This is a genomic window from Polymorphospora sp. NPDC050346, from assembly GCF_040655695.1.
Classification (GTDB): domain Bacteria; phylum Actinomycetota; class Actinomycetes; order Mycobacteriales; family Micromonosporaceae; genus Polymorphospora; species Polymorphospora lycopeni.
This window is the reverse complement of the sequence record NZ_JBFAKM010000009.1, coordinates 208892-230344: the sequence shown is the minus strand read 5'-3', so window position 1 is coordinate 230344 and position 21453 is coordinate 208892. Positions and strand designations below refer to the sequence as shown.

Sequence of the window (21453 nt, the reverse complement as noted above, 5' to 3'; positions counted from 1 at the left end):
AGTAGATCTGCGCGGCAGCGGTGACCACCGAAGGCGCGGTGCCGACGCAGGCGTCGCGCGGGTTCCTTGGGCTTGGGGGAGCGGTATAGGCGCTGCACCGAAAGGGTGCTCCTTGGGGCGGGCCTCGACGAAACGTCAGTGGTCTGCGGACCTGACCGGGGCGGGGTAATGCCGCGGTATCGCCGGGTGGCATCATTCGGCGACGTGAGCAGAGACGACAGTGACGAAGCGTTTGTGATCGGGCTGTGTAGCAAGGTGTTGGGCGAGCAAGCCGAGACGCAGCACCGGTTCGAGTGGCTGCTCGGTGACCCGTCTATCAACGGACGACGGGTGATGCTGCCCGTCGATGGGTACTGGCCCGGCCATCAGCTCGTCGTCGAGTATCGCGAGCAGCAGCACGACCAGCCCGTGGCGCACTTCGACAAGCCTGGCACGCTGACCATCAGCGGAGTTCACCGCGGCGAGCAGCGGGCTTTGTACGACGCGCGGCGGGATACCGAGATCCCTGCCCACGGACTGCGGCTCGTCGTGATCCGTCCCGGCGATCTGGATTCCGACAGCCGTGGCCGGCTGCGCCGCAATGTGGACTCGGACCTCGAGGTCATCCGCAAGCTGCTCACCCGTGAGAGCGACGAGGACCGGGTCATGGATGCTTTTCGAACCTGGTTGATCTCCCAAGGCTGGACGCCTGTCGCGCCGACCGATCCGTGGACCGACATCGAGGCCGTCCGGGGAGGCGAGCGTCTGATTGGTGAGGCGAAAGGGAGGACCAGCGAGCCGGGCACCGATGCCGACATCGCATACGGCCAGCTACTACGCCGAATGACCGGCGTATCCGCCGACATCCGCTACGCGTTGATAGTGCCGACTACCTCCGTGCGTGCCGTCCAACGGGTTCCCACCCACGTCCGGGACCTGCTACGCATCTGCCTGTACGAGGTAACCGCCGGCGGGGAGGTGCGGCAGCTTCACTGACACGTAAGGCGTTGTCAATGCCGGCTACCTGCCACAGTGGAGTGTGACCTGCAGCCAATCGAAGGAGTGCCAGAATGAGGATCAAGCCGATTGATGCTGCGCTGATCCCACAGGTCATGGCCGTAATGGCGACAGGCGTACCTTTCATTCGGGTACGCGGCGAGTCCGACTACTGGCTCTACGCGACTCTGTTCGCCTCCACATGCCCGGTAGCCCTGGTCGACGGCGAAGTCGTCGGTGCGATGATCGCGATGCGCGACCAGGAGACGCCGCAAGACGTCTACATCCAGGACGTGATCACGCACCCGCATTTCCGCCGTCACGGAGTCGCCGGCATGCTCATCGACAGCCTGGCTGCCCGTGCGACCGCTTGGGGATGCCAACGCCTCTGGCTAACCTCCGAACCCGATAACCGTCCAGCGCACGCCTCCTGGATAGCACTCGGCTTCCGCAACCTTCCCGGCGACCGTACCGAGCACGGCGTCGAGGTCGTCAACGACTTCAAGGGACCAGGCAAAGACCGAGCGGTCTACCAGTTCGACCTGTAGGAGAGCACGCATCGCATCGACGGAGGGAACCAAGCGCGTAGGTCAGCCCGAATACCCGACCGAGAGGCATACCAGCGACACGGTTCCTGCCGTGGTCGGATCTACAGAACGGCACCGGTCAGACCAGCACCACCAGCCTCGTTCGGCCACACCGCTGGTTGGATGGCGTCGTGCCCGAGCCGATCGAGTGGATCAAGCAGTGTGTGGCGGCGGACGACGTCGTTGAGCGGTTGTTCGTCCTGCGCCGGCCGTCGGGTGCGGTACCGGGCGTTGTGTGGTTGCCGCCCTCGGCCCGTGCGCCGCGTCCGCTGATTCTGCTGGGGCATGGCGGTAGCGGGTACAAGAGAAGCGCGCGGATCGTCGAACTTGCCCAATCGTTCGTCGCGCGTTCCGGTTTCGCGGCGGTCGCGATCGACGGCCCGTATCACGGTGACCGCGTTCCGGCTCCGTTGCCGCCAGCGGAATATCAGGCCAGGATCGCCCGGGAGGGGATCGAGGTCGTTCTCGACCGGATGGCCGACGACTGGCTGGCGACCGTGAACGCCCTCGCTGGCGCGGGCCTCGCCGACATCAGTAACGTCGGATATCTCGGGATGTCCATGGGAACCCGGTTCGGTCTACCTCTGGCGGCGGCCATGGGTGACCGGCTGCGGTGTGCGGTCTTCGGTAAGTTCGGGCTTCGGCAGGGCCCCGGCGTGCACGAGGGCCTGGACGCGCCGCAGCGTGTCGCCGCCGACGCCCGACGGGTCACCGCCCCGGTGCTCTTCCACGTTCAATGGCACGACGAGATCTTCCCCAGAGACGGCCAGTTGGCGCTCTTCGACCTGCTCGGCTCGCCGGACAAGGAACTGGCCGGCTATCCCGGCGGACACGCCGAGACCAGACCCGCGGCTGTCGGCCGGTGGCGCGAGTTCGTCTCCCGCCACCTCAGGGCCCCGGCAAAGTCGCGCCGGCACCCGACTTGAGGGGCTGGAGCAGAAGCGCCGTTGTTGATGGCAGCAAGACGGGCACGATTGGTTCAGAAGATCATCAAGGTTGTACGCCGTCTTGATCGTCGAGAACAGCTTCCAGCCGTTGTTCGAGCCGTACGCGGGTGAGGTCGTGACCGATCGTCAGCCCGTGGTCGCGCCACGGCTGGACCACCTTGGCGGGATCCGGCAGGTAACCGACGATGTCCATGATGTTCCAGTACCGCACCTCGTCGTCGTCTGGTCGGTCGCGTGCCCGCTGCCGGTAGGCGTCGGTGAAGCCGGCCGCGGATGCGGTGCCGTGGAGCATGGCCAGGTATGTCGCGGCATGCGCCACGTCCAGGTGCGCCGGACCCCAGGACGTCTCCACCCAGTCCACGACACCGCTGATCCGTTCCCCCGTCCACAGCACGTTCCCGAGGTGGAAGTCGCGGTGCAGGAAAGTGCCGACGTAGGCCGGTGCCGGCCGATCGAGTTCCTCGAACGCCCGCTCCCACAGGTCTGGCCGCCGGGCCCACCGCGGCACGACGCGTTTGTCCGGACCTGCCCACGACTGGAACTCCCGCGGTTTCGCCGAGCCGGGATCGAAGCGGTGGATCGTCACGAGAAGGTCCGCCAGCGTGCCGATGGCCTGTGTCGAGACGTCGTCCAGGCGTAGGCGACCGGGAAGGTACGACATCAGGTGGGCCGGAACTCCCGCTTCGGCCCCTGACGGATCCAGCGCGAGGCTGCGGGGCACGGGAATCGACGACCGGCCGAGCCGCGCCTGGACGTCCGCCTCCCGCGTCAGCAGCCCGGCCGCGTGACGACGCCACGGCTCCTTCGTCATCAACCGGAGTACGGCTTCCTCACCGTCGGCGGCGGTGAGGCGCAGCACGCTCGACGTCCAGCCACCGGTGAGGCGCCGCGTCGCGGTGACCCGACGTCGCCAGACCGTTTCGACCCATCGAACCGCGGTGGCCTCGACAATCCCCACCACACCATCCTGTCATCTGCCGAGCAGCCGGCCCGCATGGTCGATGGTCATCAGCTCACAGGCCGACCCGAACCTCAGCGGACGTAGACCTGACCACGGATCACCCCCGCGTATTCGGGAGCAGGGGTATGCCACCGGGCAGCGCGTGGGACAGCACGGATCACTGCACGTACGCGAGGAGCAGGTACGCCAGGCGTGATGCGAACGAACAGGATAGAGGTCACCCTGCGTACGCGGGCCGTTCTCCTGTGTGGCGTGCCGCTGGTGGCCTGCGCGAGGTCAGGCCATCGCACGCTGGCGACATCGCGATGGTCATCGCGTCAGTCCGTTGTGGGCCGGCTGGCCGCGGCCGTCGGGTCCGGCACGATGAGGATCTGGAATTCGTCCTCGTAGATCACGCGACCCGGCGGATCCGTTGCCGCCAACTGTATGCACTTGACCTCGTGAGCGGCGAGTATGTCGAGATAGCCGGCGACCCGTTCGATGAGAGTCGTTGCCGAGATCTTGAACCAGGCCGCCGCACCGGGATTGCGGTCATGGTCGTACACGCCGGGCACGACCGTACTTGGATCGGGATAGGCCGCTTCGTACCAGTCGTTGTTCGCCCGTCGAAACCGTTCCTGATCAGGCGTCAGTCGACCCTGTCGCGCCAACGTGTTGACCAGGCCAAAGACACCGACGTATCGGCCAAGGGCGTCTGCCTCCGGGCTCTGGAAGCGAACGAACCGCACTCGCCCAGTCACCGGTCAGCGTCCGCAGGAAGACCGGCGTCGCCGATGTTCGGGCAAAGCCGGCCGTCCTGGTCACTGGGGCGCCGCGCACCTACGGGATCTGCCACCGCCACAGTCTGACCGCTGTGACGCCGTAGACCCGGCAACGGCCTGCGGCGTGTCAGCCGACACCGTTGTCCGTTGACCTTTAGGCGGGCGTGGTTCGAGGGTCGGGTGGTTCTGGCGCCGCTCGACATCCCCACCATGGCTTGCTCGATGGCGGACCACGTCGGCTGGCCTTCAGATGCGATTTGGAGCCCTGTCGCCAGCTGCGGCCCCTCACCGATCCTGGTTGTCCAGACGGTCGTGGGGAGACGGCGTTGGCGATCAGTTGGGGGCGCCACGTAGTTCGGTGATCGGTGTCGCGGCGGCGGACGGAGGTGATGAAGCCGGGGGCAGTCTTCGCGGAGCCGATACCTACCACCCTGACTGACGAAGGAGATCCTCTGATGAATCCGGACCCGTTGATGCCGGCCACGCACCGGTTCCCGCGCCTGGCATCGTCCGACGGCGGCAGCCAGGAGCAGCCGACGCACATGCGGCCGTTCGTCCTGCGCGGTGCGCCGCTCGGTGGTTTGCGCGAGGCCAGGCACCGTACGCCGGCGACTCAGAACAGGCACTCCGAGCCGACGACCTCGGACGGCAAGAATCCCACGACCAAGACGGACACCTACGTCACCCCGGACGACTGATGACGGTCCTCATCGTCAGCACACCCTCGGACTGGTCGGCCGAGCAGGTCGCCAACCAGCTACGGGATCGCGGCGCCCCGTACGCCTGGCTCGACGTGGGCGCTTTCCCCCTCGACCTGACCCTCGTCGCCGAACTCGACGACGGCGCCTGGAGCGGCGGCCTGACCGGTGCGCGGCCGGTCGAGCTGCGTGAGGTGATCTCGGTGTTCTACCGGCGGCCGAGCGACTTCACGCTGCCGGCCGGCATGTCCGGACCGGAACGCAGGTTCGCCCGAGCCCAGGCCCGGGTCGGGCTGGGCGGGATCCTGTCCAGCCTTCCGGCCCGGTGGATCAACCATCCGGCCGTCCTGGCGGACGCCGAGTACAAGCCCCGCCAGCTCGTCACGGCCAGCCGGGCGGGCATGACCGTTCCGCCGACCCTGATCACGAACCAGGCCGAGGCGGTGCGGAAGTTCGCGGCCCGGTACGGCGATCTGATCGTCAAGCCGCTCGCCGAGCCGATCGTCGAGGAGGCCGGCTCCCACACCGCCGTGTGGACCCGCAGGCTCACCGCCGCTGACCTGGACGACCTGGCCGGTGTCGAGACGACCGCGCATCTGTTCCAGCAGTGGGTGCCCAAGCGGTTCGAGGTCCGGCTGACCGTCGTCGGGGACCGCATGTTCCCGGTGGCCATACATGCCGGTAGCGAGCAGGCGAGGGTCGACTGGCGCAGCGACTACGACGCGCTGTCCTACGAACTGGTGGACTGCCCGTCCGACATCGCCGGGCAGGTCGCAGACTACTGTCGGGCGTTCGGGCTGGCCTACGCCGCGTTCGACTTCGTCGTCACCAGCGGGGGACGCTGGGTGTTCCTGGAGTGCAACGGCGCCGGCCAGTGGGGCTGGCTGGCCGAGGAACTCGACCTGCCGATCGCGGCCGCTCTGGCCGACGAACTGACCAAGGAGTAGGCGTGGACTGGCAGCACGCGGCCCAGACCCTCGCCGCCCACCTCGCCGACAGCGGCGAGCTGAGCGACCCGGCCTGGCGGCGCGCCTTCGAACAGGTACCCCGACACGTCTTCGTCCCCGACGCCCCGCTCGACCAGGTGTACGCCGACCAGGTCCTGGTCACCCAGCAACGGCCCGCACCGACCACCGCCGGCACGACAGGACCGCTGCTGCCGACCTCCTCGTCCAGCCAGCCCGGCGTGATGGCGACCATGCTCGAACGCGCCGATATCCGCGACGGCATGCGCGTACTCGAGATCGGCACCGCGACCGGATACAACGCCGCACTCCTGACACACCGCCTCGGCGGGAACAACGTCTACTCCGTCGAACTCGACCCGACACTGCACGCAATCGCACGCCAGCGACTCGCCGTCACCGGCCACCACCCCCACCTCGATGTTGGGGACGGCAGCGCGGGGTGGGCCGAGCAGGCGCCGTACGACCGGATCATCGCCACCTGCGCCGTCAACCACATCCCACCCGCCTGGATCGACCAACTTCACACCGGCGGCCGGATCGTCGCACCACTGGCCGGCGCCGGCTGCGCCCTGATGATCCTCGACAAGACCGCCGACGACGAGGTCAGCGGCCGCTTCGACAACCAACACGTCGCCTTCATGCCGCTGCGCTCCGACGTCGGCAACCCACTCGCCGACCGACGGACCCTCGGTCCGGCCGCAACCGGGATCGGCCAGTACGGCATCACCAGCCTCGACCCGGCCGTCTACGACCACGCCGACCACGACCTGAACCTGCTACTCCAACTCCACCTGCCCGGCCTGTCCATCGGCGCCATGGACAACCCGCACGGAACCTTCCTCACCCTGTCCACACCCACCGGACACGCCCAGGTTGCCCGCACCGCCGACGCTGTCGACGGCCGCCACACCACCATCCAGTACGGCGGCAGACCATGGGACACCGCCGAGCACGTCGCCGAGCTGTGGCAACGCCTCGACCATCCCCACCGCGGCCGGTACGGGATCAGCGCCCTCAACCACACCGACCGGCAGTACATCTGGCTCGACCACCCCGACAGCCCATACGCCTGGCCCATGCCCGTGTAGGGCCGATCCCAACGAGTTCACTCAATACATAGTTGGTTGGCGCCTGAGGTGAAGAGATTGAGCGCGTTGCGCCGGCCCGGCGAGCGGACGCGCTGAGGGTCCGGCCAGTAGGGCCAAGACGGGCCCAACGAATCATGCTCGGGCGCCGAGAGTACGTCACTATGCCGTTTCGGATGAAGTCCGTCCTGATCACCATGCCGGTGTACATGTAGGACACCAGGCTCGAGCCGTTGTACCGTCGGCATGCGGCGGATCGGCTTGGCGGCGAGTCATGGGCGGCTCCGTCTGCGGTGATCGGGGGTGTGTCATGGCGCGACGGATCATGGTCGACCCGAGCTTCGGTGTTCGGCTCAAGGAGTTGCGTGAGCTTAGGCGCCTGTCGCTTCGGCGGCTGGGACAGCTCGTCCATTGTTCGCACGGCTACCTGTGGGAGCTCGAGGCGGGCAGCAAGCGGCCGAGTGTGTCTGTGGCGGCCGCTCTGGACGCGACGCTGGATGCGGAGGGGCGTCTGTCTGCCATGGTCCACGAGGTGTCGGCAGACAGCGGGCGGCCGTCGGCGGACACCGGCCAAACTGACGATCAGGGTCCTGTGTTGGGGCTGGAGTTCGCGCCAGACTGGCGCTACGGCCTGGATGCTGCAGTGGAGCTGTGGCAGGGGGACATGCAACAGCGACAGCCGCTTCGGGATGCCGGTTTCAGTGCGACGGCGTTCCTGCACCCGGCCATGCGGTGGCTGACCTGGCCGCTGGACGAGCGTCCTTCGGGTAGCGGCGAACGACTGGTTGGGATGCCAGATGTCGAAATGGTTCGGCAGATTACGGCCGTCTACCGGACTTTGGACAACCAGTACGGCGGTGGCCACGTCCGAGACAGTGTCGTGCGGTTTCTCGACGGTGAGGTGGCGGTGCTCCTGCGGGGCCGCTATGACGCGCGGACGGGTTCCAGTCTTCTGTCCGCAGCGGCCGAGACGACGCAGTTGGCGGGTTGGGCCTCCTACGATGTGGGGCTGAACGGACTGGCGCAGCGCTACATGGTTCAGGCGCTGAGGCTGGCCGCAGCTGCGGGGGACCGGGCGCTGGGTGCGGAGATTCTTGCGGCCATGAGCCATCAGGCCGCGTATCTCGGTGCGGCTGCCGAGGCGGTTGATCTTGCCCGTGCCGCTGGCCAGTCGGCCGCGAACGTCGGGGTAGAGGCGATTGTGGCGGAATCAGCCGTTCTGGAGGCACAGGGATATGCCGCTGGAGATGACGAGACTGCCTGCGCGGCGGCGCTGGATCGAGCGGAGCGTGCCCTCGATCGAGCGGACAGGACCGGCGACCCGCACTGGATCGGCTATTTCGACGAGGCGTACCTGGCAGCGAAGTTCGGGCACTGCTTCGCTGCCTTGGGGCGCGGTGACCTTGCGGAACGGTTCGCCTTGCGGTCGCTGGAGATGGATGGCCGGCACTATGCGCGAGGCCGGCAGTTCAATCTGGTGCTGCTGGCGGTAGCTCACGCACAGGCTGGCCAACTGGAACAGGCCAGCGCTGTCGGTATGCAGGCGGCCGACGCGGCCGAGGGACTGCGTTCGGCGCGGGCACGGGACTACCTGAAGGACCTCGCGGACCGGCTCGCCCTCCATGTCGGCCTGCCTGATGTCCGGGCCTTCACGGAGCGGGTGCGCCCGATACTGCAATCCGCCTAGAGAGTTCCCGTCGCCCTTCTGAGCAGGACCGCAAGGAGACCCGCGACCGATCCCGCTCCGACGATCCTTCCCTCGTGCATGTGTTGCTCGATCTCGGCGAGCGGAATCCAACCGAGCCGTTCGGTCTCGTTGACGTCCGGTGCCGCACCGGTGGGATCAGCGCCGCGCGCGAGATAGACGATGTTGGCCTGGTCGATGGTGCCGACCATCGGCTGGAAGGTAACCAGCGGCTCGATGCTCCGTGGCCGCCAGCCGGTTTCCTCCTCCACCTCCCTTGCGGCACAGACGGCGGGGTCCTCATCGGGGTCGAGGTAACCACCGGGCAACTCCCATACCCAGCGGTCGAGGATGAACCGGTGCCGCCACATCATCAGCACCCGCTCCGCGTCGTCGAGAACGACCACCATCGCGGCGGCCGGCACCCGAAGAACGTACTGCTCGAAGCGGACCCCGTCGGGTAGCTCCACGTCGGCGATGCTGAGCACAGCCCGACGACTGTCGTCGACGATGCGCTCGCCATGGATGGTCCACTCGCTGGCACGCCGCGCCTCCGTACTCATGGAGTGCACCCTAGTTGACCTGCCCGGCTCCGTTCTCTGGCGGGCGACGACGTCAGCAGACAGCGGCTGACGGCTCACACCTTCACTTCACGTTGCGCAGTGGCCAGGCTGCTCATCAATGGCTGTGGCCCATTCGGCCGGCGGACTGCTCCAGCGGGGACATCCCACATGCCCACCGCGAGCCAAGGGGAGCCGATGCCGGCGTGAATAGAAGCAGGGCAGTTGGAGGTCCAAATGATCAACGATTCGGCCGAGACCTGTGACACAGCGAGTGCGGATCTGAATCGTCCGAGTGCCGCGCGGGTCTACGACGCGCTGCTCGGTGGCTCGTCGAACTTCGTCGTCGACCGTGTCATGGCCGAGCGGATGCTCGGGGCGGAGCCTCAGGTCAGACGGTATGCGCGGGCGAACCGTGCGTTCCTGAGGCGGGCCGTTGGTGCGCTGTTGGACGAGGGTATGGACCAGTTTGTCGATCTTGGCTCGGGTCTGCCGACGGTCGGCAACGTTCACGAGATCGTGCACGACGCGAACCCGCGGGGGCGGGTCGTGTACGTCGACGTCGACCCGGTGGCGGTCGCGTACGGGCGGCAGTTGCTGGCCGGCGTGGAGCGTGCCGCGGTGGTTCAGGCCGACATCCGCGACGTGGACGCCATCCTGTCCGATCCGGCCACCGGGCGGCTGATCGACTTCGACCGGCCGGTCGGGATTCTCGCGGTGGCGGTGCTGCACTTCATCGCCGAGGATCCGGCCTGGATCCTTGACCGGTTCCGTACCGCCGTGGTGGCGGGTAGCCGGCTCGTGGTGTCGCATCTGACGACGCCGGCGCAGATGTCGCGCGAGGTGGTCGGTGTCGTTCAGCGGTACAACACCTCGACCACGACCCCTTTGACGTTCCGTTCCCGTGACCAGGTCGCCGACCTGTTCACCGGCTGGGACCTGGTGCTGCCCGGAGTGGTGTCGGTCGACCAGTGGCGGCCCGAGCCGACCGACGTCGAGGAGTCCGCGGATCTGGGACCGGTGCCGATCTGGGCCGGCATCGGCCGGCTTTCACCGCTCGTGTAGCTGCCGCCGGTCGGCGCCGGCGGCAGCAGTCCGCAGGTGGTCGCCGGTGGATCGGCGCGCCCATCGCGCGCCTGTTTTATCCATCTGGGGAGGATAAGTGAGTATCAGAGTCGCACGTCGGGCAGTTGCTGCGGCGGTGGTCGGGCTGATGGCTGTCACCACCGGCTGCACCACCGGCGAACCAGCCAAGGCGCCGGACGGCATGGACAAGGTCACCTACCTGACCGCGTTCGCGTCCTTCGGTCGGGAGGCGTACGCCTGGGTGGCCCTGGAGAAGGGCTTCTTCCGCGACCGTGGGATCGAGGTCGAGATCAAGCCCGGGCAGGGCTCGGCCGACAACCTGAAACTGTTGGCGGCGGGGCAGGCGCAGTTCTCGGCCAACGACCTGTCCGGCGTGATGATCACGCTGGGGCAGGGCGACTACCAGGGCGACGTACGCACGGTCGCGGCGATCCAGCAGCGGACCCTGAACTCGATCACGGTGCTGGAGTCGTCGGGGATCACCACTCCGGCCGATCTGGTGGGCAAGCGGGTGGGTGGGGTGCCCGGTGGGGCGCCGATGCTGTTGTGGCCGGCGTACGCCAAGCTCGCCGGCATCGACCCGGGCAGCGTGCAGTGGGTGAACGCGCCCGCGCAGCAGACGCCGGGACTGCTGGCCGCCGGCCGGGTCGACGGGATCGGCCAGTTCACCGTCGCCCGCGGCACCGTCGAGAAGGCCGCCCAGGGACGCCCGGTGCACCTGCTGCCGTATTCCGACGTCATCGCCGACCTGTACGGCAACGCGGTCATCGCGCCCATGACCCTGATCAGGGACGATCCGGACCTGGTACGCCGGTTCAGCGAGGCGATCCTCGAAGGGCTCGTCTACTCCATCGACCACCCCGACGAGGCCGGCCAGATCCTGCACAAACACGTACCCTCCGCCGACCCGGCCGCCGCCGCGCAGGAGGTCGCCCTGATGCAGCCGTACGTGCTGGCCAACGCCCGCGCCGGCGTCCTCGACCCGGAACGGATCGCCCGCGCCATCGCCGTACTCCAGGGCGCCGGCGTGATCCCGGCCGGCCTCACCCCTGCCGACGTGATCGCCTCCGGCTTCGCCACAGGCCCTGCCTGACAACCATCTCCTTCGCCCGGTCCCGGAGCGGCGTCCCGAACGCCCTCGGGCCCACCCCGCAACTTCCCCATTGGAGCAGTGATGGCCCGCCCCGCTACCGAGGCCCGCTACGCCTACGACAACTCCCACCCCTCCGCCCGCCGGCACCTCGCCAGCCTCTCCGCGGCCCTGGACGACTTCACCATCGGCCGCCTGACCCACCTCGACCTGACCGGCCGCCGCTGCCTGGAGATCGGCGCCGGGCGCAGCCACGTCCCGGTCTGGCTCGCCGAACACGTCGGCCCGACCGGCCTCGTGACCGCGACCGACCTCGACACCAGCCACACCGGCACCCACCCGCGCCTGACCCCGCTGCGGCACGACATCGTCACCGAACCTGTCCCGGACCCGCCGTACGACCTGATCCACGCCCGCCTGGTCCTGATGCACCTGCCCGAACCCGAAAAGATCCTTGCCCGGCTTGTCGACGCCCTCGCCCCTGGCGGGATCCTGTGTGTCGAGGACTGGCACGTCCAGCCCGCCGGCGTCGTCCTGGACGCGCCCAGCGGGCAGCAGCGGCGGCTGTTCGCCGCCTACCAGCACGAGGTCAACCAGCGCGTCTTCCAGGCCGCCGGCTCCGACCCGAACTGGGCACCCCGCATCCACACCACCATGCGCGCCGCCGGGCTACGTGGGGTCGACACCGCCATCTACGCACCCGTCTGGCACGCCGGCAGCCCCGGCCTGCAGATCTCCCTGACCGCGATCGCCTCCCACCGCGACCAGCTCCTGCACGGCGGCCTGCTCACCGACGCCGACCTGCACGAGGTCACCAAACTGGTCTCCGATCCCGACTCCGGACTCGTCGTGCGCGGCCACCAGCTCTACTCCACCCTCGGCGGCAAACCCCACCACTAGACCCTGTGCAGGAGGAACGCTTCACCGCCTGCCGCCTGGGACAGGCGCGTGTGTGTCGGCCGTGCCCACCACAGATCCGGAAGGTCTCGCCATGACAGCCTCGAGCACCCTGCCCCGCCGCCTCGACCCTCCACCGCCCACGCGGATGGCCCTGCCCCGCCCCGGCGACCGCATCTCCATCGCCGAACACGACTACCTCGGCGGCGACCGCCGATTCACCGGCACCGTCGTCGAGATCGACACCGGCATGAGCCCGCTACAACTGAATTGCCTGGAATGGGTGCACCTGGTCGTGGCCCCCACCGATCCGCCGCACACCACCCGCACCCTGATCGTCCGCGTCGCCGCACTCGACGCCGCCGACCACCGTGACGAGTTCACCACCGGCACCGGCACCTACACCGGCGACCACAACCGGCAGCCGATCCGCAGGGCACGAACCCTCGCGGACCTCTCCGCCTCGACGCCTCTCACCTAGCCACCATGACGATGCCCGCACCGAGCGAGCATCCCGACCAGCGGCCACGCTGGCCGGCGAACCAGACCGGCCCGCGCCATCCGCCACCACGAACGTCGAAGCCGGCGGCGAAGAGTGCTTCACCACCCATGCCCGGCCCACCCAAACCGGTGCCTGTCCACAGAAGCGGGTTCCTGGACAGCGACGATCGCGCGCTGTCCATCGCGGCCGCGGGGCGTCACCTGCTGGGCGGTCGGCCCGAGCCCTCGCCCCATTCCGGTCGTCGAGACGGTGCCGACGTCCGGCATCCCACCTACGTACATCAATCCAAGCCTCTTCTGTTGGAAGCGTCTGAACGATGCCGTACAAGCAGCCGCCGTCCAGCCTGCGTGCCTTGTGGCTGGGCGAGCAGATGCGCCGCCTGCGCAGGGACCGGCGGATCACCCTCAAGGCCGCCGCCAGGTATCTGCGGGTCGACCATTCCGCCCTGGCCCGGTTCGAGCGGGGTCAGTGGCCGTTCCTGGCCGGACGGGTCGCGACCCTGCTCGACGTCTACCAGGTCACCGACCCCAGACGTCGCACCGTGCTGCTGCGCCTCGACGCCGAGGTCGACCGCCGTAACGCGTGGGAGGCCGATCCCGACGACCTGCACCATCCCGAACCCGACCACGAACCAGAGCCGGCCGATCAGGAGAACAACCGTATGCCGTTTCAGGAACGCCACCAGCCGACCGTGCGTGGCCAGTGGCTCGCCGAACAACTCCGCCAGCTACGCCTCGACCGCTCCCTGACCCTGCAGCAGGTCGCCGAACGCCTCCCACTCGACTGGAGCAGCCTGGGCCGGTTCGAACGCGGCGAGATCAAGCCCAAGTACGACGACGTCGCCGCGCTGCTCGACGTCTACCACGTCTTCGACGACCGGCAGCGCGACGTGCTGCTCTCCCTCGCCCTGGACGCACGCCACGGCAGCCACTGGGACGTCGACTTCGGCGACGAGCTGCCCTACCGCCCCTACGTCAACCTCGCCTGGCTCGAAACCCGCGCCACCGCCATCCGCTACTACGCCACCACCCGCATCCCCGACCTGCTCCAAACCCCCGAGTACGCCGCCCGCCTCATCCAAACCCAGATGGGCATCCACCAGCCCACCCCCGAACACCGGGCCGCCGTCGCCGCCCTCAACACCCGGAAACAGGCGTTCCGCGACGGCACCAACCGCCTGTCCGCCGTGATCACCGAGACCGCCCTACGGAACGAGGTCGGCGACAGCCACCTGATGGAGCAGCAGATCAACCACCTGCACAAACTCGCCCGCCATCCCCGCTACACCATCGACGTCCTGCCCGACGGGCACGAGATCACCGCCCGGTACGACACCCCGTTTACCGTCTTCGACATGCCCGACCCCTACCCACCCGTCGCCGTCACCCAGAGCCTCGCCGGCCGCCTCTACCTCGAACACCCCCGCAGCCTGCGCTTCACCGTCGCCCACGACCACCTCAAAACCGCCGTCCAGGCGGACAGTCGCACCAGCCAACTGCTCACCGCCCTCCAGCACAGCGTGCCGATGGCGCCATAGACCCGGCCCGGCGACGGGCTCGCACCCGACAGCAGAGGTTCCGGTCCGTCAGCACGCCGACGCCGCGTCGCATGATGCGACTGCCGTCCCGACGATCTCTCCCCTCCACGCCCGGCCTCCGGCACAAGGCCACGGCAGCACGCTCGTGCCATGGTTGAAGCCGAACGATGAAGCGAAGGAGGTCGATGTGCTGGTCGATGCCGTTCGGGCGGAGATCGAGGCGATCAGAGCCGGCACTGAACTCGCCCAGAGACAGGCCTCGGCCGCCGATCACGTGGCACAGCAGATCGCCATGCAAGCCGCGGCATCCGGGTTCGCCGCGATCGCCCAGAACATGGCCATGGTCCGCGACATCATCGGTCAGATCCGGGCGGGAGTCCGCAGCCTGTCCACCCTGGCGGGCGATGCCGCGACGGTGGTGGCTGCCGCTCCACGGCAGCCCACCCCAGAGGACACGATCACGACGATCGGCCTGCTCGACCAGAAACTGGGCGACATCCACGCTGGTGTGGGCGCCTGTATCGGCCGCATCGACCAAACCCGGCAGTTGACCGGCGCGGTCCTGCAAGGGGGCGACCCCGGGATTCTGCTGGCCAGACTCGATGCCGTTCACCAGGCCCTGGTCGCCGTCGCGCAACGTGGTGCCACCCTCCGACAACGAGCGCAGTTCGCGATCAGCGAGGCGAGAGCAATCGGCGGCGCGGGAAACCGAGCTGGGTGGGGGCGTACCCGACAAGGGATCACCCGCACCCGGCACTGGGTCCCGCCCGGCGACGGAGCAGTTGCCGTCCTGGCTGGCGCAGGCCGCCCTGGACCTTCCGAGACGACAGCCCAAAGACCCGACATCGGGAGTCGCGCTCATCGCCGGTGAGCGGATACCGATGCGATCCGGTCGCGACCCCGACGCCGCCGCGGACCTCAAACCGGCCTACCGGCTCATCGCCACGACCACCGATCACCTCGAGGCCAAGCTTGCCGCCCGGATGCGCCGCGGCCACATCACCGACGCCGTCGTGCTCACCAACAATCCACCCTGCGAGTACCAGCCCTACGGCTGCGAGAGAATCCTTCCCCAACTCCTGCCGGCCGGCTCGCGGCTGACCGTCTACGTCAGCGACGATGACGGACAGGTGCGGCACTGGCGCACCTACGTCGGAAACGGAAAGGCGATCGCATGAAGGTGACCTGGGCCTACGACCGCGGTGACCACCGGGACACCCACGAGGTCGACATCACCGATCCGACAGCACTCGACAGCCTGCTCCGGCAGATCCACGACCGAGACGAACCCGTCGTCGTCACCATCTACGACGAACCCGACGACGACACCGACGACCTGCCACCCGGCGTCCAGGTCGGCCTGGGCCACGCCACCCACGCCTTTATCGTCCACATCACCGACGACGGCGGCTACGAGACCGACCCCGACGTCCCCGCGCCAGCCACCGCGATCTCCTTCGACTTCGGCGGAGTGCCCACCGAATACCCCGCCGAGTACCTCCGCCTTCGCCCCGAAACCGCCGTCCAGAAAGCGGTCGCCCTTCTCTGAACCGGAGGTATCCCGCCAACGCTGCTACCCACCCGATTCTCTCGACGCCCTGATCGACGATCACCTCCCGATGCCGCCGTGCCCCGGGACCTTCTGCTCTTGATGAGATCGAAACTGGGCTGGAGGCGGTGGCGGAATGCTGCCGTGAGTGATTGGCAGAAAGAGCGGCGAAGGGACTCTGGGCCTCCCACCCAAGCAGCGGCGCCGGCCTGCGGCGGTGGTCGGGCCGGGCTCCTCGCGGCATGTCCAGATACCGGGAGCCGCTTCGAATAGGTGGACCTACACGCTCTGAGGCTCGCCGTCAGGGCTGCGGTGCCGGATGATTCATGCGTGGCCACTATCGATCTGCTGAAGGCGGGAGTGACCGAACCGCACCTTGACGAGGTGGCCCGTACCACTTGGCTGACGGCGGTGTACGGCAGCACCAGAGCAGTCGGCGGGGTGGTCGCCACGTCGGTCGAGGAGCCGATGGTCGGCCGAAACTATTACCGAGTCCGTGTGCGACTCCACGATGGCGAGCCGTTGACCATCCTCTTCAACGCCGCGGCCCTCCTGGTCGCTGGGGCTCGACAGCGGGAGCCACACACGCTCGACGCGCTGTTTGTTGATGTGCCAGGCGCGGAGATCTATCGCCGGGCAGGTCTGTGGGTGGCCGCCGGGGTGGAACTGGATCAACCGCTCAATGACCGGCACCTACGGCTGCTTACAGACCAAGAACGTCGGGATGTCGCCTACCACCGGCCTGGCCGGCTCGGCGACCTGCTGTTCAACTGGTTCGACTGAGCTGCCCATGCGCTGGCTATGCGGCAAATCCGCGCGCCAGTTGCGGTTCAGGGTTCAGCCGAGGTGGGAAGCGAAGTGATGGGCGGTGCAGCAGTCGGTGTGATGCGTACTGAGGCGGGTCAAATCCGGTCATCACCAGGGCTTGGTGATCACGCCGTCCAGTTCGCGGATCGCGTTGCGGTTCTCGGTGGCCAGGATGGTGAGCATTCGCTCGGCCTCGTCGAGGCTGGCGTACTTGCCGACCGAGGCGGACTCGGCCACGAACGGCGACTCCAGCCATAGCATTCCGTTCTCCCAGCGCATCTGCACGATGCCGGCTTCGTGCGTGGCGGCCAGCCACGAGTCCGTCCGGGTGGGCAGCCGCCGCACGACGGCGAGTATCTCGGGCAGACCCATCGGCCGTCCGGCGATCTGTTGTGGGCCGCTCGGCATGCACTGGTAGGTGACCTCGATCAGCCCCGTCTCGTCGGGTAGCTCACCTTCGTTGCCCGCGCTGAAAAGCCCCAAGCCCTCGAAGCGGCCCGCCTCCCGACCGTCGTCGCTGATCAGACGGTGCCTCTCCCGCCGGATCGTCACCGTCCGTTCGCCGTCGTCGACCCGCACACTCGTATCGTCGGGCAGCCAGGGCAGCTCGAGCGCGGCGAGCGCACCCACCGACATCGGTGGGAAGACCATGTGCCGGTCAGGAACGAACTGAACCGCCACGGAACGGCCGGGCTCAGCGGTCACCGGGAAAGCGGCCATTCGGCCGTACCGGCGTTTCGCCCAACGCAGCCGGACGTGGATGCGCTGGGCGGCGTCGCCGTTCCAGTCCACCTCCAGGTCTTCGCCGCGCAGGGCGGCCACGACCTCCTCGCCGACCTGCGCAGCGCCGATCTGCTTGTCGAAGGAGCCGTACGCCAGCCACAGGGTCCCGCCCTGAGCAGCCCGCTCGGCGTCCTGCCCGTGATAGAAGACGAATCCACGAGCCGGCGTCCCTTTACCTACCTCGCCGCCGATCTCGCTGTTCCCGCATGACTGGCAGCAGGCGAAATCCTCCCGGGCGACGATTCCCGCCAGGTCGAGCGCGCGGAACGCGTCCGTGAGCCGGTCGCTGTCGGTCCGCGCGGGCCACTCCGCCTGGACACCCAGATGCGCGGCGAGCTCGCGCGGCACGATCTCCCAGGCCAGCGCGTACAGGTCCGCGGGCTCGCCCTCACCGTGCAGGTACTCCACCGTGCCGGACACGATCATCCCGCACGTCATGACGCCGCGGGCCACCTCACCGCGTGCGTACTCGGTCGCGGACTGCCGAAGGTCATCGGGTTGCATCGCGGCAAGATATCAACCTCTCCGCCGCTCGGGCGGGCCGCTCCGAAGCCTGGCCAAAGCTGCGGCTTCCCGTGATCGACGAGCGCATACCTGACTGGCCGAAAGCTCGTTCTCCCTGTGCTGGCTCGCGACGAACCCGAACAGTCCGCCCGCGTTGGCGCAGCGCATCTTGGGGATGCCGGCTTGCCGCGCCCGACGTTGAACGTCCGCTCATCGGCATGACAAGGCGCCAGCCGGTCACCGCCGGCCATCGGCCGTGACGGCTCAGGCCGGCCCGACCAGACAGCGGCAGACCCGGAAGTTCATAGAGGCCACCTGGACGAGGTGGTCAAGCGTCGGTGATTTCCTGGAATGTGCCGTCGGGCGTCATGCGGTAGCGGCGCGGCGGTCCCATCTGCAGCAATACCTGCTGCATGTGGGCCTCGCGTTCCGCCTGTTCGCGGCCGGTCGGGTCGGCAACCCGGAACCCCTGCAGGGGAACTTCGTACGGGTCGACGTCGTCAGGGTCCGGACGGCCCTCCAGAACGAAACCGAACAAGGCGCGCAAGGCGTCCTCACCCAACTCCAGCGGATGAAACGGCAGCGGGTACGGATCTTCTGAGAGCGTTGACTCGACCGGCCGCTCGCCCGCCCAGTACGGCCGCTCGAAGTCGTACGGTTCGCCGATGTTCTCCCCGATGCCACCGTCCGGAGAAACGCTGAGCGAACGGACCAGTGAGCCGTTCTCCCACACCGCGAAGCACAGCCAGTCAGATGCTGAGTGCATCCCATGCATGATGATCCGCCGGTCATCCGCGGCACGAAGCAGACGGGCGGGCAGCTCCGATGGGGGGTCATAGACGAGCCGGCGATCGCAGAACAACTCGGCGCCGGCCAGCACAGTCGCATAGCTGGTGTCGTCTGGCGGGTATGTGTCGTCGCCGAGTACGCCGTCGTCAATCGGTGTCACCTCGTAGTCGGGGTGCATTTCGCGCACGAGCGCGAGGACCTCCGCGGGGTCGGCTCGAACCGCTCCCCGCAGCGCGGGGGGCAGATCGCCCTCAGTGAAGGCAAGCAGTGCAGTCTTCGCGCCCATTGGACCCTTCGTCTCCTGCGGCGATGATCACGCAGACTACGGCCAATTGACCTTGTTCGGGCATGGGGTGATGCGTCCTCGGCGTACCGCGCTACCGGATTGCTGCGACAACCGCTCATCGGCAGAGTCGTGAGCGCTGGCTATGTTCCAGAGGCGATGTAGGCGGCGAGGATGTAGTTGGGGTGCCGGTCGAGGTTCTTTGCGGGCGCGGTCGTAGCGCATGGTGGTTCTCGGGTCGGCGTGGCGGGCGGCGATCTGCACGTCGCGGAGGCTGACGCCAGCGTCGAGCATGGTCGTCACGAGCGTGTGGCGCAGCATGTGGGGATGGCATCCTCGGCATCCGGATCCCCGCCGTGTGGGCGAGGTGCCTGAGTCGGCGGGTGGCGGGTGCCGGTCCATTCGCCGACTGTGGGTGTTGCGCAGGATCGGCCCGCTGGTGCGCTCATCGACGGCCCGGTCGATGGCCCTGGCGACCGCGGGTGGCAGGGGGACGAGGACGACCTTGCCGCCCTTGCCTCGTACGCGCAGAACGCGGTGGCCGTGTTCCTCACCGAGGTCGGCGATGTGCGACCCGCAGGCTTCGAAGATCCGCAAGCCGAGCAGGCCCAGGAGCGCGACCAGTGCGAAATCGTTCGGGTTCGAGGACTTACGGGCGGTGGTGATCAGGGCTTCGAACTGCAGGTGTCCCAGTCCGAGGGTCGGTGACTCGGCGGGCACGGTGGGTCGACGGACGTAGTCGGCTGGCGAGTGCGCCAGTATGGCGTCGATGACGCAGACCTGGTAGAAGCCGACCACGACCGACAGTCGGCGGGAGACGGTCGAGGGCTGGTAGCGGCGTACGTCTTGCAGCCAGCGTACGCACCGCTCGATGTCTACCCGCGCCGCGGCCATCGGGTCAAGGCCGTGGTCGGTGCACCAGCGTAGGAAGACGCGCAGGTCGGACTGGTGTGGACGCGCGCGGCGGCAAACCCGGGCACCACGATCATAACCGCGATGTTGTGGTTCCCCGCGGACCTCTAGTCGCTGCAGCTACTCCAGCCCGGCTACGACGCGACCAGCGGTGGAAGCGGTTGGCCACGCGGTGGTGGGTGTCCGGCGCCGTGACCGGGAGGGGCTCATCGCGACGGCGGTAAGGACAGCAGGCGATCGGGAACCGGCAGCCGATGCGCCGCGAGGACGGCCAAGCCTGCACCCGTCGTATTCAACAGCACGTCGTCGATCGACGAGACGCGTCCGAGTGCCAGGGCGTACTGCAGCGCTTCCACCGCGGTCGACATGCCTGCAGCCGCTACGACCACATATGCGAACCGGACCTGCCACCCCATGCCCAGACCGAACCCAACCGCCGCGAACACCAGCAGATTGCCCACGATCTGGAAGAACGCGGTCAGCGGATGGTCGGCGAGGATCTCCACAAGGTCGCGCAGCGGCACCAGCCGAACCTCTCGGGGTGCGTCGAGGGGGGTGAGGACCACCATCAGCCACGGCAGCGTCCAGACCGCCATGGCCGTCGTGGCCAATGCCCGCCGGGCCGCCAGCCCCGCTGGGACGCCGCGCCGCCGGTAACAGGCCACGAGGTGACGCGTGCCGACCAGGCTGGCCATGACGAGAGCCACCGCAGTCGCCACAACCGGAAGCCAACGCAGGTACCCGCCTGGGATCATCGTGGAGCATCATAGTCCGGGCCGGGCATCAACCCACGCCAACGATGTGTGTGGATCCCACGCACAAGATCGGGTGACCGCTCATGAGCAGAAGAGCGCGTACTGGCTTGCGAAGCGGATGTCGAAGTCGTAACTGACCGTGCGGCCTGGTCGGCGGCACGGCTGCCGTAGGCGGCAGGCTGGTCATGGCCACGACCAGCCGGTGTACCCGCTCGTCGGGATGGGTCGAACGAGGGCGTGTACGGATGCCGCCGACATCGCACCCGCCCCGGAGTGCCACTGCGTGCCCACCGTGGGTCGATCCAACCCCACGCCACCCGCGCCTTGCTGAGGAGCCGGTCGGCGGGTGGCCAGATGCTGGCTCGGGCAACCCCACAATCCGGGGCGCCACCTCGTCGAGACCGGTCGGCGTGAGCGGGCATCGATGGCGTTCGCGTGTGTGCCCGATGTGTGCTCCGGCAGCGGTGACCGGCCGTGGTCGACGCTGACCGACCGTGCCCGCCCCCTGATGGTCGCCCGTCCAGACGGGGTACGTGTGGTCGTCGTGTGATCCGCTGGTGACGGTGCCGGCGTCGACCGCGCCTGCGGCTCCCTGCGGTACGCTGACAGCCGCTGCTAGCTAGTCTGGATCATCGCGCCCCCGTAGCTCAGGGGATAGAGCAACGGTTTCCTAAACCGTGTGTCGCAGGTTCGAATCCTGCCGGGGGCACCAAGATTTCGCGGGGAGCAGCAA

General features: G+C 68.2%; 23 protein-coding genes and 1 tRNA gene. 17 read left to right on the top strand and 7 right to left on the bottom strand.

Annotated features, from left to right (window positions below; genetic code table 11):
• Window positions 1–204: 204 nt before the first annotated feature.
• The 3 genes from AB0I42_RS12610 (at window position 205) to AB0I42_RS12600 (ending at window position 2488) form a co-directional block, all read left to right on the top strand.
• Window positions 205–975, top strand: a complete 771-nt coding sequence (locus tag AB0I42_RS12610; RefSeq protein ID WP_357536781.1) for a hypothetical protein — start codon at window positions 205–207, stop codon at window positions 973–975.
• Between the two features lie 74 nt (window positions 976–1049).
• A complete protein-coding gene (locus AB0I42_RS12605; protein ID WP_212823655.1) occupies window positions 1050–1523 on the top strand; it encodes a GNAT family N-acetyltransferase in 474 nt (157 codons plus the stop codon).
• A gap of 170 nt (window positions 1524–1693) precedes the next feature.
• Window positions 1694–2488 carry a dienelactone hydrolase family protein gene (locus tag AB0I42_RS12600; RefSeq protein WP_357536779.1) on the top strand — a complete coding sequence of 265 codons (795 nt, stop codon included), beginning with the start codon at window positions 1694–1696 and terminating at the stop codon, window positions 2486–2488.
• A gap of 64 nt (window positions 2489–2552) precedes the next feature.
• Here the strand turns inward: AB0I42_RS12600 and AB0I42_RS12595 are convergent, their stop codons facing one another.
• Together AB0I42_RS12595 and AB0I42_RS12590 are read right to left on the bottom strand one after the other, a co-directional pair.
• Window positions 2553–3467 carry an aminoglycoside phosphotransferase family protein gene (locus tag AB0I42_RS12595; protein WP_357536776.1) on the bottom strand — a complete coding sequence of 305 codons (915 nt, stop codon included), beginning with the start codon at window positions 3465–3467 and terminating at the stop codon, window positions 2553–2555.
• 320 nt (window positions 3468–3787) lie between these two features.
• Window positions 3788–4198 (bottom strand): hypothetical protein, encoded by a 411-nt coding sequence (locus AB0I42_RS12590; RefSeq protein ID WP_357536774.1) that lies wholly within the window; start codon window positions 4196–4198, stop codon window positions 3788–3790.
• Window positions 4199–4686: 488 nt separating this feature from the next.
• Here AB0I42_RS12590 and AB0I42_RS12585 point away from each other — a divergent pair, with 488 nt between their 5' ends.
• The 4 genes from AB0I42_RS12585 (at window position 4687) to AB0I42_RS12570 (ending at window position 8669) form a co-directional block, all read left to right on the top strand.
• Entirely contained in the window at window positions 4687–4929 is a 243-nt protein-coding gene (locus tag AB0I42_RS12585; protein ID WP_357536772.1) for a hypothetical protein, read from the top strand.
• The gene (gene tgmB / locus AB0I42_RS12580) at window positions 4929–5876 is read left to right on the top strand and encodes an ATP-grasp ribosomal peptide maturase (RefSeq protein WP_357536770.1); all 948 of its coding nucleotides are present in this window, start codon (window positions 4929–4931) and stop codon (window positions 5874–5876) included. Before AB0I42_RS12585 ends, tgmB begins: the two co-directional genes overlap by 1 nt.
• 2 nt (window positions 5877–5878) lie before the next feature.
• Window positions 5879–6985 carry a methyltransferase domain-containing protein gene (locus tag AB0I42_RS12575; protein ID WP_357536769.1) on the top strand — a complete coding sequence of 369 codons (1107 nt, stop codon included), beginning with the start codon at window positions 5879–5881 and terminating at the stop codon, window positions 6983–6985.
• A gap of 307 nt (window positions 6986–7292) precedes the next feature.
• Window positions 7293–8669, top strand: coding sequence for a helix-turn-helix domain-containing protein (locus AB0I42_RS12570; protein WP_357536767.1), 1377 nt, complete (start codon window positions 7293–7295; stop codon window positions 8667–8669).
• Here AB0I42_RS12570 and AB0I42_RS12565 read toward each other — a convergent pair.
• Window positions 8666–9229: an NUDIX hydrolase gene (locus AB0I42_RS12565; RefSeq protein WP_357536819.1), complete on the bottom strand. Its 564-nt coding sequence runs from the start codon at window positions 9227–9229 to the stop codon at window positions 8666–8668. The two genes, AB0I42_RS12570 and AB0I42_RS12565, sit on opposite strands and share 4 nt — an antisense overlap.
• 234 nt (window positions 9230–9463) lie before the next feature.
• Between AB0I42_RS12565 and AB0I42_RS12560 the strand changes: the two genes are divergently transcribed.
• The 9 genes from AB0I42_RS12560 (at window position 9464) to AB0I42_RS12520 (ending at window position 16670) form a co-directional block, all read left to right on the top strand.
• Complete coding sequence (locus AB0I42_RS12560) at window positions 9464–10291, top strand: SAM-dependent methyltransferase (RefSeq protein WP_357536765.1); 828 nt, start codon at window positions 9464–9466, stop codon at window positions 10289–10291.
• Window positions 10292–10439: 148 nt separating this feature from the next.
• Window positions 10440–11405, top strand: coding sequence for an ABC transporter substrate-binding protein (locus tag AB0I42_RS12555; protein ID WP_357536763.1), 966 nt, complete (start codon window positions 10440–10442; stop codon window positions 11403–11405).
• 81 nt (window positions 11406–11486) lie between these two features.
• Complete coding sequence (locus AB0I42_RS12550; RefSeq protein ID WP_357536762.1) at window positions 11487–12302, top strand: methyltransferase domain-containing protein; 816 nt, start codon at window positions 11487–11489, stop codon at window positions 12300–12302.
• A gap of 91 nt (window positions 12303–12393) precedes the next feature.
• Window positions 12394–12780 (top strand): hypothetical protein, encoded by a 387-nt coding sequence (locus AB0I42_RS12545; RefSeq protein ID WP_357536760.1) that lies wholly within the window; start codon window positions 12394–12396, stop codon window positions 12778–12780.
• 337 nt (window positions 12781–13117) lie between these two features.
• The gene (locus AB0I42_RS12540; protein ID WP_357536758.1) at window positions 13118–14338 is read left to right on the top strand and encodes a helix-turn-helix transcriptional regulator; all 1221 of its coding nucleotides are present in this window, start codon (window positions 13118–13120) and stop codon (window positions 14336–14338) included.
• A gap of 154 nt (window positions 14339–14492) precedes the next feature.
• A complete protein-coding gene (locus tag AB0I42_RS12535; protein ID WP_357536756.1) occupies window positions 14493–15209 on the top strand; it encodes a DUF6244 family protein in 717 nt (238 codons plus the stop codon).
• Window positions 15121–15516 (top strand): DddA-like double-stranded DNA deaminase toxin, encoded by a 396-nt coding sequence (locus AB0I42_RS12530; RefSeq protein WP_357536754.1) that lies wholly within the window; start codon window positions 15121–15123, stop codon window positions 15514–15516. The genes AB0I42_RS12535 and AB0I42_RS12530 overlap by 89 nt, the downstream gene beginning before the upstream one ends.
• Window positions 15513–15887, top strand: coding sequence for an Imm1 family immunity protein (locus AB0I42_RS12525; protein ID WP_357536752.1), 375 nt, complete (start codon window positions 15513–15515; stop codon window positions 15885–15887). Before AB0I42_RS12530 ends, AB0I42_RS12525 begins: the two co-directional genes overlap by 4 nt.
• A 330-nt stretch (window positions 15888–16217) precedes the next feature.
• Complete coding sequence (locus AB0I42_RS12520) at window positions 16218–16670, top strand: hypothetical protein (RefSeq protein ID WP_357536751.1); 453 nt, start codon at window positions 16218–16220, stop codon at window positions 16668–16670.
• Between the two features lie 132 nt (window positions 16671–16802).
• On the opposite strand, the gene AB0I42_RS12515 is transcribed toward AB0I42_RS12520, so the two are convergent.
• The 4 genes from AB0I42_RS12515 to AB0I42_RS12500 all read right to left on the bottom strand — a co-directional run bounded on the left by AB0I42_RS12515 (window position 16803) and on the right by AB0I42_RS12500 (window position 20660).
• Window positions 16803–17930: a hypothetical protein gene (locus AB0I42_RS12515; RefSeq protein ID WP_357536749.1), complete on the bottom strand. Its 1128-nt coding sequence runs from the start codon at window positions 17928–17930 to the stop codon at window positions 16803–16805.
• A 379-nt stretch (window positions 17931–18309) separates the two neighbouring features.
• Window positions 18310–19056, bottom strand: coding sequence for a hypothetical protein (locus AB0I42_RS12510; protein WP_357536748.1), 747 nt, complete (start codon window positions 19054–19056; stop codon window positions 18310–18312).
• Between the two features lie 36 nt (window positions 19057–19092).
• On the bottom strand, window positions 19093–20085 hold the full coding sequence (locus AB0I42_RS12505; protein WP_357536818.1) for a tyrosine-type recombinase/integrase: 993 nt from the start codon (window positions 20083–20085) through the stop codon (window positions 19093–19095).
• An 86-nt stretch (window positions 20086–20171) separates the two neighbouring features.
• Window positions 20172–20660, bottom strand: a complete 489-nt coding sequence (locus tag AB0I42_RS12500; RefSeq protein WP_357536747.1) for a VanZ family protein — start codon at window positions 20658–20660, stop codon at window positions 20172–20174.
• Between the two features lie 696 nt (window positions 20661–21356).
• On the opposite strand from AB0I42_RS12500, the gene AB0I42_RS12495 reads away from it, so the two are divergent.
• A tRNA-Arg gene (locus tag AB0I42_RS12495) sits at window positions 21357–21432 on the top strand.
• Window positions 21433–21453 lie beyond the last annotated feature (21 nt).

Excerpts from the sequence above, each read along its gene's own strand:
- AB0I42_RS12525 (WP_357536752.1), top strand. The coding sequence starts at position 15,513 with ATGAAGGTGACCTGGGCCTACGACCGCGGTGACCACCGGGACACCCAC.
- AB0I42_RS12560 (WP_357536765.1), top strand. The coding sequence starts at position 9,464 with ATGATCAACGATTCGGCCGAGACCTGTGACACAGCGAGTGCGGATCTG.
- tgmB (WP_357536770.1), top strand. The coding sequence starts at position 4,929 with ATGACGGTCCTCATCGTCAGCACACCCTCGGACTGGTCGGCCGAGCAG.
- AB0I42_RS12585 (WP_357536772.1), top strand. The coding sequence starts at position 4,687 with ATGAATCCGGACCCGTTGATGCCGGCCACGCACCGGTTCCCGCGCCTG.
- AB0I42_RS12605 (WP_212823655.1), top strand. The coding sequence starts at position 1,050 with ATGAGGATCAAGCCGATTGATGCTGCGCTGATCCCACAGGTCATGGCC.
- AB0I42_RS12545 (WP_357536760.1), top strand. The coding sequence starts at position 12,394 with ATGACAGCCTCGAGCACCCTGCCCCGCCGCCTCGACCCTCCACCGCCC.
- AB0I42_RS12510 (WP_357536748.1), bottom strand. The coding sequence starts at position 19,056 with ATGGGCGCGAAGACTGCACTGCTTGCCTTCACTGAGGGCGATCTGCCC.
- AB0I42_RS12555 (WP_357536763.1), top strand. The coding sequence starts at position 10,440 with ATGGCTGTCACCACCGGCTGCACCACCGGCGAACCAGCCAAGGCGCCG.
- AB0I42_RS12570 (WP_357536767.1), top strand. The coding sequence starts at position 7,293 with ATGGCGCGACGGATCATGGTCGACCCGAGCTTCGGTGTTCGGCTCAAG.
- AB0I42_RS12550 (WP_357536762.1), top strand. The coding sequence starts at position 11,487 with ATGGCCCGCCCCGCTACCGAGGCCCGCTACGCCTACGACAACTCCCAC.
- AB0I42_RS12540 (WP_357536758.1), top strand. The coding sequence starts at position 13,118 with ATGCCGTACAAGCAGCCGCCGTCCAGCCTGCGTGCCTTGTGGCTGGGC.
- AB0I42_RS12500 (WP_357536747.1), bottom strand. The coding sequence starts at position 20,660 with ATGGCCAGCCTGGTCGGCACGCGTCACCTCGTGGCCTGTTACCGGCGG.
- AB0I42_RS12565 (WP_357536819.1), bottom strand. The coding sequence starts at position 9,229 with ATGAGTACGGAGGCGCGGCGTGCCAGCGAGTGGACCATCCATGGCGAG.